The organism is Leptospira sanjuanensis (genome assembly GCF_022267375.1).
Classification (GTDB): Bacteria; Spirochaetota; Leptospiria; order Leptospirales; family Leptospiraceae; genus Leptospira; species Leptospira sanjuanensis.
This window is the reverse complement of record NZ_JAIZBH010000001.1, coordinates 836,065-848,630: the sequence shown is the minus strand read 5'-3', so window position 1 is coordinate 848,630 and position 12,566 is coordinate 836,065. Positions and strand designations below refer to the sequence as shown.

Here is a 12,566-nt window from a genome sequence, read left to right as displayed (position 1 = left end):
GCAATCTTTTTTTGGATGCCGAAATTTGGACCGACAAACGAATTCCGGGTCAATTAACGGTGGAATTTTTACAAACGTCGCAGTTGCCGCATTCCGTAAACGCAGCGTCAAAGTATTCGTAGACGAATTCCCTTCTGCATCGTTCCGATTTTAAATAAAGAAGCATCTGATACAAACGTTTCAAGCTCGTCTTCTTTCTAAGTTCGAGTTCTTCCGCGGAACAAAGAGCGTCCGGCAAAGAAGTCTCCAACTTTAAGGAATTCTTATCCAACTCTCCCGAAGTGACCCCGTGTCTTTCGAACAAATTGAGAACCGTCTGCAGTCGATGATCCCCCCGATTTTTATGAACGATCAAAGATTGAAGTTCGTCATATTCGATCGAAGATAATTTTTCACCGAGACGTTGCATGGTTTGATACGCCCTTGCGATAAAAGCCGCGTCCGGATTTTGCCATTCGATAAAATCCATCAGCACCGTTAGGTCGTCCTGATTGTAAAACACGTGGCAATCGGAAGCAAGACCGTCCCTTCCCGCCCTCCCGATCTCCTGATAATAACTTTCCAAAGAAGAAGGAAGTTCCGCGTGGACGATCGTGCGTATGTTCGGTTTATCGACTCCCATTCCGAACGCATTCGTCGCAAGAAGAATCGTATCCTCCGATTTTAAAAACCGATTCTGAACCTTCTTTCTTTGATCGGGAGCCAAACGGCCGTGATAGATGCGATGCGGAATTTTTTGAACGTCGAGCTTCTCGCTGAATTTCTGCAGATTTTGGATGAGATTAAAATAAACGACGGTGCTCTTCTTTTGTCGTTTTAGCAAATCGAGAACCGCGTCCGATTTGGAAGGTTCGTCGACGAAGGTGCGGACGTCCAAAAACAGATTCGGACGGCAGATCCCTTCGTTGTAGATTTCGATCTCCGATTCCTTCAGTCCCATCTGAAGAATCACGTCTTTTTGAATTTCGAGCGTCGCGGTTGCGGTTAACGCGATCGTCGTCGGGAAGCGGAGAATTTCCCGAAACTCCGCGATCTTCGTGTAATCCGGTCTAAAGTCGTGACCCCATTGGCTGATACAATGAGCTTCGTCGACCGCAAGCAGGGAAACCTTTCGTTCTTGAAGAGAATCCAAAAATTCCTTTTTACGAAATCGTTCCGGTGAAACGTATACGATCTTGTATTTTCCGCGTTTTAGATTCTCGTAACTTTGAACACGTTCCTCTTTGGAAAGAGAGGAGTTGATGTAACACGCGTCGATTCCGAGCTTCTTTAATTTGGAAACCTGATCCTGCATCAACGCGATCAAAGGCGAAAGAACGATCGTAAGACCGTCCATTACAAGAGCGGGAATCTGATAACAGATCGACTTCCCCATTCCGGTCGGCATGATGACGAGACAATTCTTTCCCGAAAGAATGTCCGAAATGATTCTCTCTTGAGAAGTTCGAAACTCGGAAATTCCGAAAAGAGCTTTGATCGGAGTCAAAGAAGTCATTGAGATTAGAATTTGCAACCGATCTTCGAACGCAAGAGAAAATGTAATACTTGCCAGGCCGCAGATTTCTTGGAATGCTCGTAATTCGGAGACCGCGGAGAATACGTTTGTCCATCACTCATATCACAAGTCTATCGCTCGAAGACATCGCGGTCGAGCTTTCCAAAAACATCCTATCGGAACGAAAACGATTTCCGCTGCACGCTCCCGTGATCGTCGTTCCGAGCACGAACATGAAACTCTGGCTGAATCTGAATTTGTCTCGGATTGACGGACTTTCCGCCAATCTCCGTTTTTTATTTCTCGAAAAGGCTTTGGAGGAATACTATCATCTTCGATCGGATTTGAATTACGATCCGTTCGAGCGCGTTTTTCCGAGCCAGGAAGCCAATCAAAGAAAGATACTTACGCATCTGATCGAAAACAAAAACTCGGAAGAAACGAAATTTCTGCGTTCGTATCTCAGCGGCGTATCGCGCGCTTTTTCACTCAGCGCAAAACTGACTTCGCTTTATAAAGATTACGAATTAAACCGATCTTCCTGGATTCAAAACTGGGCCAAGGAAAAAGGTTTCGAAATTCCGTCGATCTCGCACCGTCCGACTCCGTTTCCGAAAGAGGACGAATATTATCTTTTTCAAAAGAAGTTGTATCAAAACGTTTTCCTGCGATCGAAAGAACCGAGCACGCTCGTTCAATTTCTTTTACAGGAATCGAAAAAGAAACCGAAAACTGCCCCGTCGAACTTTCCTTCGTTACATCTCTTTTGTTTGTCCAATCTCGCGGATACGTATTTAGGAATTTTAGAATCGCTTTCTACGACGGATAAACTCCCGATCTATCTCTATCAATTTCATACGGGCGCGACAAAGACGATCCGCGCGGAGATCACCGATCCGGAACGATGGGCCGCACCCCAGATTCATCTCGCCGCAAGAATGAAGGGAGTTCAAGGAGCGATATCCAAACATCTGGAGAATTCCCATTCGTATCCGAAAAAACTGGGACTGCTTCGGGAATTTCTCGCAGGAGAAGAAAGAGCGACTAACGTGTCCGACTCAAAAGAAGACGCTTCGGTTCGTTTCTGGAACGCGCCTTCTCCGTATCGGGAAACGGAATGCGTCGCAAACGATATTCTCCATAAGATGAATCGGGATCGAAGTCTGACGTATCTCGATTTTGCGATTCTTGTCACCGATATGAAAACGTATCGACCCGCCGTCGAATGGGTGTTTGACGGAGGAATTCTTCTGCAGACGAAGGAAACGAACGATCCGATCCGCAAAAAAATCCCCTATTCTTTGACGGACATCAAAGCGAACGACGCTTCGCTCTTGTACCGGGGATTGATGCATTTTTGGGAGATTTGTTCGGGGAATTCCATCGATAAGAACGGACTTCTCAAACTTTTAAGAAACCCTCTTCTGCAAAATAAAATCCGTCTTCATCCGCAAACGATTTTAGATCTGGAAACTCTGATCGAAACTTCGGGAATTCAATACGAGGAATCGGGAAGAGAAAAAGATTCATTCCAAATTTCTAATGGACTCAAACGCATTCGTCTTTCCTCCATTCTTTCGGATGATACCGCTTGGAACAAATTCAAGATCGCTCCGATCCGCATTCAATCGGAGGAGAATTCTTCCGTACTTACGATCTTTTGGGAAAAAATTCTGCGGGCAAAAAAAGAGATCGTCTCCATGCCTGCACCGCAGAATAAAAACGTTCGATGGACTTCCGATTATCTAAGGAACGTTCGTTCCGCTCTCGAAGAACTCTTCGAGTTCACGGAAGAATACGAACAGGAAGGAAAATTATTTCAGAGTTGGCTGGAATCGCTTTCCGAATGGGAAGGAATCCTTTTGCAAAATCAAGAGGAAGGAATCGCGCTCCTTCGATTTATCACCGAACAGATCTTCGATCAGATCCCGTATCGCAAAGGAGCGTATCTCACCGGCGGCGTGACGATTTCTCTGCTCCAGCCGATGCGGCCGATTCCGTTTAGACACGTTTATATTCTCGGACTCGGCGAAGGAAAGTTTCCCGGTTCGAACGACCGCTCTCAACTCAATCTAAGAAAGGATCACAAAGAGGATTGGGATATTTCCCGAAGAGAAATTCAGGAATCCCTTCTCTGGGAAACGATCCATTCCGCAAAAGAATCGTTAACCTTCAGTTACGTAGGCAAGAATTTGCAGGAAGACAAAACATTCGAACCCTGTTCGCATCTTTTTGAGATCATGGAAGCGATGCGGATCAAAGAAGCTCTCAAACTTCCACTGCATTCGTATAGTATAAAATACGAACATACTCCCGAAGAACTCGATCAAGGCCTTGTGAGTTACGACTTTGCAAGGGTATGGGTGAACGGAAACCGAAAGGATCAACCCGTTCTTAAGAGGTTTCAAGATCCGAATCGCCTTGTTAAAAACGAAATCGAATTCTCCCGTTCGGGTGTGGACGTACGCGAACTTTCACAATTTTTGAGCGACCCACTCGACACGTATCTCAAACGAAAACTCGGAATGTATTTGGACGAGGACGAAACGGGAAAAGACGAAAAGGAACCGTTCGATTTGGACGCGATCGCCGAAGCGACTCTATTAAAAAAAGTGCATGCGCTTATGATACCGAGTTTGGTCGCAAACGAATCTTGGGATTGGACCCGCGAAAAAATTTCGGAGGTATTATCCCCCATTCTTGAAAAGGAAAAAATCTCCGCGCAGTTTCCCCAATCCGTGTTCGGCAAAATTCAAGAAACCGATCTCGTGGATTATTTGGAAACGACGAGCAAACTTCTTTCCGAATGGAAGCCCCTCTTTCAAGGAGGAAAGTATTATCCTTACTTGAGTTTAGGCGACACGGGACTACCCGACGCAATCTGCAAAAAGCTTCCCGAGCTGAAAGTTCCTTTGGACGACGGTTCGGTTTCCATCAAAGGCGAATGGGAACACGTCATAGAAAAAGAAGGGAATTTATATTGGCTCTTTTCCAAGAGTTTGGAAGAAAGACCGAGCGACGACTATTTCGGTTATAAGGATTATTGGAAGGTGATGAGTTTCCCGTTTTTAACCGGAGTCGCATTCGCCTCGTCCAACGAAAACTTCAAGATCTATTCCTTCAAACCGCGTCCGAAAGAAGAATCCAAAAAGAAGAATTCTCTCGAACTTCAATACGAAATCGAAAGCTCCGATCTCGGAGTCGAATACCTTGCAAAAATTCTAATGGACTATCTGAAAAAAGAACCAGTCTTTTTTCCGAGAAGAGCCTTTCTTAATTATTACGTCAAAAACATCCAAGGCGGAACGGGCAAAAATAAATCCCCCGATCGATCGGTTAAGTTCGACGATGAATCCGCGTGGATCGACTTTCTGAAAGAGGAACTGAGTTCCGTGAAGGAAGGACTTTCTCCTCTCGTAAAACTCTATCCGAAAACACCGGACTTGATTCTGAAATCTCGAATCGCTTGGGCAAAGAATTTTTACAAACCGCTTCTGGATTGGAAAAAGGATCTATGAAACAATCGCGTCCTTATCCGTTGAAATCCAGTTTTATCGAAGCCTCCGCGGGAACCGGTAAGACATACACGATCATGGAAATCGTGGGCGATCTCGTTTTAGAGCATAGGATTCCTCTGACTCAAATCCTGATCCTCACGTTTACCGAAAAAGCTGCAGGCGAACTCAAAGAACGACTGAGAAAAAAACTTCTCCAAGCTAATCTTACAAAAGAAGCGAAGGAACTTGATCAGGTTACGATCTCGACTATACACGGTTTTTGTAATATGATCCTTCAGGAATATCCGGTCGAAACCGAAACTCCTTCCCAGTGGATTCTCACCGATTCGAAAGAACGTCTCGAGGCTGCATTATACAAACTGCAACACGAGGAATGGAAACCTTGGGTCGCGTCCGCTGATCTCGAACAATTCCTTTCTTTATCGGATTATAAATTAAAAAAAGAGAATATTCTTACCGCCGGTTCCAAACTTCTAGGAGGCAAACGTTATCCGTATCGCAACGACAAGACTCCGATGAGCGCGGAAACCTTTGTACAAAAGACCGCACTGATCGCCGCGGAAATGGTCGAACAGGAATTTCAAACGGGAGAATGGATGAGTTACGATCGGATGATTCTCAAGACCAGAGATTCTCTGCAAAACGAACATCTTCTTCGAGCGCTGCAAAGCCGTTATCGAATTGGAATCCTGGACGAATTCCAGGATACGGATCGGGTTCAATACGAAATTTTTTCCCGGCTTTTTTTGGAACCGAGCGGAGATGAAACTTCCGAACGTGCGTTGTATCTGATCGGAGATCCGAAACAATCCATCTACGGGTTTCGAGGAGCGGATATTGGAACGTATCTTCAGGCGGAACAGGAATTGAAATCGCACCGAGCGGTCGAAATTCCGTTGAACGTCAATTACAGATCCGTTCCCGAGTTGATCTCCGCTTACAACGAAATCTTCGGCGGCAAAGCGGGAGAACAGAGTTTTTTCCCGATCGTCGAACGAGGTTTCGAATCTACTCCGATCGTTTACAAACCCGTACTGCCTCCCGAAAACGATTTCAAAATTTTGTTAAGCGACAAGCACAAACAAGGCCCGATTCATATCGTTCGTTTTCAAGGCAGGGAATTTTGGAAAACCGACGATGCAAAAAGCGCTTGGGCGCAGTTCATCGCGGAAGAAATTCTCAAGCTGACGGACGAAAAGAAACCGTTTCAATATCTTGTTTCAAACGCGGAAACAGCAAAGGACGAATTCGAAGAAAAGAAACTGAACTTCCGGGAGATCGCGATTTTAGTGAGAGGAAAGGCCGAAGGAAAACTCGTAGAACAATCCTTAAAACTCAGAGGAATTCCCTGTTCCTTCTACAAACAGGAAGGGATCTATCAATCCCCCGAATCGTATCAGATCTCGAACATCTTGGAATGTTTATTGGATCCGAACAAACCTTCCTCCTATCGCAAACTCTTGTTAGGCGATCTTTTCCAGGTTCATCCGGAACATCTTTCCGCCTTTGACGAACATTCCATCGACTCGTATGAAAAGACGACCTTGGATCGATGGAAAACTTTCGCCATTGATCGCAAGTTTGCGGAATTATTCCGATCGATCGAAGAAGACAGCAGAATCTTTTTAACGGAAGAAACGACGGACATCGACTGGGAACGAAAACGGACGAACTATAGACAGATCTTCCGCAAGCTTCTTCAGTTTCAAATCGTAAACCAAGCGGATCTCGAGGAAATATTAGAGGAATTAAAACGGCTTCAAAGCGGCTCGAAAAACGAGGAGGAATTGCCTCTTTTCGAAAAGGAAACCGAAAAGGACGCGGTTCAAATTCTCACGTTGCACGCATCCAAAGGATTGGAGTGGCCGGTCGTATTCTTGTTCAATCTTTCCGGAAATTTCATCCCCGACGTCTACGATTATCCGTATATGGAAAACGGAGAACGGTTTTGGAAACTCAGCCTCTGGGACAAAGAAGACGAGATCGACACGAGCAAAAAAGAATATTCGTATCAATCCTGGAACGAAAACAAACGGCTTTTGTATGTGGGAATCACGCGTCCCAAAGCGAGGTTGTATCTTCCCTTTTACACTCCCGTGAATCACGTCAAAACGAGAGATTCAGCATATTATAAAATTCTTTATCCTCGACTCGCGCATATTCTGGAAAACGATCCCGATCCGAATCTCTTTACGCAAGTCGTATGGACGCAACAACCTTTTGATCAAAGCGACCCGAACAAACGCAGTACGATCGCAAACGAGGAATTTTCTTTTTCGCCGTTGCTCCATCAGGAATCGGAAGATCCGAAAACGATCCAACTCCACAGTTATTCCTCTTTGAGGACCAGGGCAAACGTAACTTCGGATGCGATCGCCGTTTCAACCTTGGAAGAAACAAGAGTTTTCAAGTCGGACGACGCGGAAGACACCGGAGATTTGATCCTGGACGCGCTTCCGTCTTCCGCGGCGACCGGATCGTTTCTACACGTTCTTTTGGAAGAATCCGATTTTTCAAGATTCAAAGTCGATCATCCGAAACGAATTCTGAACGACGAGAAAATTCTTTCCAGAATGAATCACCACCTTGAATTCTTTCCGATCTCGGACGCACAAAGAAAAAATACGAACACCGAAAAGGAAATCTATCGGCAAAGGGCCGCCGAAATTCTCTGGAATTCATTAAACGCAAACGTTCCGCTCCCCGGAAGCGCCACGTTTCAACTCGTTGATATCGCGAAAGAAAATCGGATTTCGGAAATGGATTTTCACTTGGATCTGGATCCGCAAAAAAACGGGCCGGGAAATTTTTTAAAAGGTTCGATCGATTTGGTGTTTCGAATCGGCGATCGGTTTTATCTCGCGGACTATAAATCGAACCTGCTCGACGATTATTCCCCCGAATCGTTAAAACGAAACGTCGAAAACGCGGAAAGCAGATACGATCTTCAACGGGACATCTACGCGATGATCCTTTATGAATATCTGAAAAACGTATTCGGTCCGAACGAAGCCATTCAAAAACTCGGAGGAGTATATTACTTTTTTCTAAGAGGAATGAAAGCCGAGACGAACTCGGGAATTTATTGCGACTTCGATTGGGATTTGAAAAGAATTTCGCGGATACGGGAAAACGTCCGCGAACTGACTTCGATCCGCTGGGGGGACGATCTTTGATGGAAGAATCCTTTTCCGATTTTATCGAACGCCTGAAAAACGACATTCTCGAACTCGAAGAAACGGGTTCGAAGAAAAAACAACCGAAACGAATTTCCGAAGAGGATGAAAATATCATATTAGAAATTCTGAATGCGATTTGGGTCGCGATGGAGGAAGGAAGCCTTTGTGTTCCGGTTCAAAAAGAATGGAAAAATCTTTTAAAAACGAAACCTCCCGGTTTCACGGTCGATAAATTCCAAAACGAAGAATGGATTTATTTCGAAAAAACGTATCAGAGTAAAATCGAACTGGAATCCCTTTTACGGGAAAGAATTCAAAACGAAGCCGCACCGAACTTCGATCACGGCAAAGTCGAGGATATTCTAAATACACTGGAAGCCAAAAGTTTCCCGTTGAAAAAAGGACAAAAAAAAGCCATTCTTTCCTGCCTGCATTCTTCCTTTCAGATCGTCAGCGGAGGACCGGGAACCGGTAAAACCACGGTCGTCGCCTTTTTATTAGAAATTTTGAATGCGATCGGACAACTCCCTCCTCCCGAAGAGATAGCGCTCGTAGCGCCGACCGGAAGAGCCGCGCAACGATTGACCGAGTCGATCCAGGAAAATCTCCAAAAAATCGGAGATCCTCGAATGATCCGTTCTTTACGCGGACAGACGATTCACGGACTTCTTTCCTACAAACCCTCGTTGAACGGATTCTACTACAATAAGGAACGTTATCTTCCGCATCGATTGATCATCGTGGACGAAGTTTCCATGGTAGATCTGAATATTATGCTTTCTTTATGGAATGCGATTCCGCGAAAGCCGAAGGAGACGGGCGTTCCTTTTCGTTTTATCTTGATCGGAGATCCGCACCAACTCCCTTCCGTCGAAAAAGGCGCGGTGTTAAGCGATTTTCTTTCCACGCTCGAATCCCAAAAAAAGAATTTCGTTTCTAGACTCGAAGAAAGCAACCGCCAGAAACCGAACGCAAGGGGAAACGTATCCAAGATCGTAACTCTCGCCGAGGAAATTCTTCGTTATTCTCCCGAAAATCTGAATCTCGGAACAAGGATCGACGATTCGTTTCCAAGAACCGATATTCTCGGCGCGGATAAGACGTATGAAAGCGAGGTCGTATGGTTGCAGAACTCGGCGAGCAAAACTCCCGATCATTTTTCAAGAGACGAGCTCGCGGAAACTCTCTGGGATAAGATTCTTTTTCCTCGCATTTCGGAAATCGGATCATGGAAGACGCACGACTCGGTCGATTTGAACGCGCCGGAGTTCGTTGAAAAATTTCAGAATGAATTAAAACGATTCCGTTGTCTCACGATTTTCAGAAAAGGTTATTGGGGAGTCGAAGCCGTTCAAAATAAACTCATGAATCTCGCGGCGCGGGATCTGTTCCGTAAAAAAGAATCCGAAACAAACCCGCAACTATATCCGAAAAAACTTTCCAAACGTTTGTATTTCGTCGGCCTTCCGATTTTGATCACACAAAACGATTCGAGTAGAAAGTTATTCAACGGGGATATCGGAATCGTTCTGAGAATGGAAACCACGGGAGAATTAAGGGCCGTTTTTCCGATCGAAGGAAAACTATTCCCCTTCGCGCTCGACACCCTTCCCGAACACGAACCTGCGTTCGTCATGAGCGTTCACAAAAGTCAAGGATCGGAATATGATACAATTCTAATCTACGTTCCCGATCATCCCGAATCCTCGGAAGACGAACGATCGCATCGGCTTCTCAACCGTCAGATCCTTTATACCGGAATCACGAGAGCGAAAAACCAAGTCATACTCGCGGGCAATCCGAATACATGGGAAAGAGGGATCGCCAATTCTCAAAAACGCGATACCGGTTTTAGAATTTAGATTGCGATTTCAGGCTTTCTCCTTTATGAATGGTCGTCATGCTTCGACCGCCGAAACGAACGATTCGCATTTTCGTAACGATCGCGTTCTTCTGTTTCGTTTCTTTTCTTGCAACGGATTGCAAACGTTCCGTCGAATCCTTTCCCAAAGCGAAGGATGGAATTCTTTCGATAAACGGAAACACACTCGAGAGCGGAAGTATTCTTCCCTTGGAGGGAGAATGGGAAATCTCGGAAGGATTCGGCTCGAAAGAAAAGCTCGGCACGATTCAAGTTCCCGGCTTTTGGGAAACGAGCGAATTCCCGAACTTCAAAGGCAACGCATTCGGAACCGCGACATATAGACTCAAAGTTACGGGGCTCGCCCCCGGCGAATACGCGATCAAGTTTCATGAGATCCACAACGCGTATCGAGCTTATATCAACGGAAAACTTGCTTTAGAATTCGGAAACCCTTCCTCCGATCCGAAAAAAGAAATCCGCAGAATCGGCAAACCGATCATTCACTTTCCGATCGGGGAAAAGGAAACGACGCTTGAAATCACATTAGAAATTTCGAATTGGTTTGAAGGAGCCGGAGGCATCCGAAGAACCCCCGAACTCGGAACGTTTTCTACGATCTCCGCCGCGGACAAAACGAGAAGAAATCTGGACTTTCTTACGTTCGGAGCCTTATTGTTTTTCGGATTTTCAAGCTTCTTCTTTTATCTTCTCACAAAGGAAGAATCCTCGTCGCTTTATCTTTCCTCGGTGTGCGCGGTCCTCGCTCTGAGAATTCTGTTTACGGAAGAACATTATATTTTCGAAATATTCCAGAACTTCCCGCCGATTCTCGAATTCAGAATCGACTTGGGAAGTCTCTTCGTATTGGCGGCTGTCTTTCTGAGTTACCTCCGCTCCTTATTCCCGAACGAATTCAAAACTCTTGCCTTCCGTGTTTTTCTCGTTCCGAACTGGATCGCGTTCGGAATTTTTTGGTTCCTGCAGGGCGATCCGCTCGAACTTCTCGTAGAGGCCTATTTGTATTATATGATCGCGCTGATCCTCGTCGTTTTTGTCGTGATGGTCCGCGCCATTCTTCATAAACGAACCGGCTCGTTCGTGTTTCTGGCTTCCTGTCTTTTGCTTTTGATCGGAGCGCTTAACGACACGTTGTCGCGTCTGGGACTTATCCCGACTCCGTTTATCGTTCCGTATACGTTTCTGTTGTTCATCGCGTTTCAATCGCTTCTGATTTCCATTCGATATAGAAGTTTGCTCAAGTTTACGGACATTCTCAATCAGGAACTTCAGATTAAATTCAGGGCGATTTCCGCATCGGTTCAGGAGGCGATTCTCGTCTCGGACATATCGGGAAAGATTCTTTTTTGGAACGAAGGCGCCGTGAAAATTTTCGGATGGGAAGCGGAGGAGATTCTCGATTCTCCCTTGGAAATAATTCTTCCCGAAAGAAATCGGAACAAACACAAAAACGGTGTTAGGCGCTACCTCCTTTGGAAACGAAGAAGAAAAACTCCGAAGCCGATCGAAATGATCGGATTGCGGAAAGACGGCACGGAATTCTCTCTCGAACTTTCGCTCACGGATTGGATGGTCGAAAAGGATCGTTATATCGGAATCATCATTCGGGACGTCACACAAAGAAAGAATCTCGAATTTCAGAGGGACAAAGCGTTGAATCTGCTTCAATCGGATCTGCAGACAGCGGAAAAATTGCAGAAGTCAATGTTCCCGAATCCTCATTCCAAGGACTGGCCGTTTTTGTGGAGCGTCAAATATCTTCCCATGGGGCCGATCGGCGGCGATTTATACGACATTCGTAAAACCGGCAACGGATGCTGGAGATTCTTTATAGCGGATGCGACGGGTCACGGAACCCAAGCCGCTCTTTTGACGATGGCTATCAAAGCCGATTACGACGCTCTGAAGGAATCCGATTCTGAACCCGGAATCATATTAGAACAATTGAATGAAAGAATTCTACCCATGTTCAGAACGCTGAATTCCCTTTTTACGGCGTTCGTCTTGGATTGGGACCCCGCAACGGGAAACGTACAATACGCCTCGGGAGGACATCCCGAGCAGGTGATTCTTTCCAAAAATTCCAAAATTTCACTCCCGAAAACGGGTCCGATTTTAGGTTTAAAAACCGCCGCTAAATTTAATACGAAGTCGTTTCGTTTCGAGGACCCGTTTCGGCTTTTCCTGTTTTCGGACGGAGCCTTCGAAGTATTTGATAAAAGTCTAATGCAACTCTACGGCGAGGAACGGTTTCATTCTTATTTACAGGAAAATCTTTACACCCCGATTCAGGAGATTTTGGATTCTCATCTTCGGAGTCTATATCGATTCAGACAATCGCAGGATTTAACGGACGATTTGACGTTGCTTGCGGTTTCGCTCGGAGAAGGGGCGTAAAATTTCCGAACCAAAGTACGAAAACGCAATCAAGATTCGAAGAGGTTGAAAAACGCGTATTTATAGGAGACCTATAATTCGAAAATGATGCTGTT

General features: G+C 45.4%; 5 protein-coding genes. 4 read left to right on the top strand and 1 reads right to left on the bottom strand.

Annotated elements, in window-relative coordinates; all coding sequences use genetic code 11:
- Positions 1-49 precede the first annotated feature (49 nt).
- Positions 50-1,495 (bottom strand): RecQ family ATP-dependent DNA helicase, encoded by a 1,446-nt coding sequence (locus LFX17_RS03790; protein ID WP_238747657.1) that lies wholly within the window; start codon positions 1,493-1,495, stop codon positions 50-52.
- A 107-nt stretch (positions 1,496-1,602) separates the two neighbouring features.
- On the opposite strand from LFX17_RS03790, the gene LFX17_RS03785 reads away from it, so the two are divergent.
- The 4 genes from LFX17_RS03785 to LFX17_RS03770 are packed head-to-tail and all read left to right on the top strand — an operon-like array spanning position 1,603 to position 12,471.
- Positions 1,603-5,013, top strand: coding sequence for an exodeoxyribonuclease V subunit gamma (locus LFX17_RS03785; RefSeq protein ID WP_238745116.1), 3,411 nt, complete (start codon positions 1,603-1,605; stop codon positions 5,011-5,013).
- Positions 5,010-8,189, top strand: coding sequence for a UvrD-helicase domain-containing protein (locus LFX17_RS03780; protein WP_238745114.1), 3,180 nt, complete (start codon positions 5,010-5,012; stop codon positions 8,187-8,189). Before LFX17_RS03785 ends, LFX17_RS03780 begins: the two co-directional genes overlap by 4 nt.
- Entirely contained in the window at positions 8,189-10,054 is a 1,866-nt protein-coding gene (gene recD, locus LFX17_RS03775; RefSeq protein ID WP_238745112.1) for an exodeoxyribonuclease V subunit alpha, read from the top strand. The genes LFX17_RS03780 and recD overlap by 1 nt, the downstream gene beginning before the upstream one ends.
- A gap of 38 nt (positions 10,055-10,092) precedes the next feature.
- Positions 10,093-12,471 (top strand): SpoIIE family protein phosphatase, encoded by a 2,379-nt coding sequence (locus LFX17_RS03770; protein ID WP_238745110.1) that lies wholly within the window; start codon positions 10,093-10,095, stop codon positions 12,469-12,471.
- Positions 12,472-12,566 lie beyond the last annotated feature (95 nt).

Bases quoted from the DNA above. Each gene is read 5' to 3' on its own strand.
- recD (WP_238745112.1), top strand. From the start codon at position 8,189: ATGGAAGAATCCTTTTCCGATTTTATCGAACGCCTGAAAAACGACATT.
- LFX17_RS03780 (WP_238745114.1), top strand. From the start codon at position 5,010: ATGAAACAATCGCGTCCTTATCCGTTGAAATCCAGTTTTATCGAAGCC.
- LFX17_RS03770 (WP_238745110.1), top strand. From the start codon at position 10,093: ATGCTTCGACCGCCGAAACGAACGATTCGCATTTTCGTAACGATCGCG.
- LFX17_RS03790 (WP_238747657.1), bottom strand. From the start codon at position 1,495: ATGACTTCTTTGACTCCGATCAAAGCTCTTTTCGGAATTTCCGAGTTT.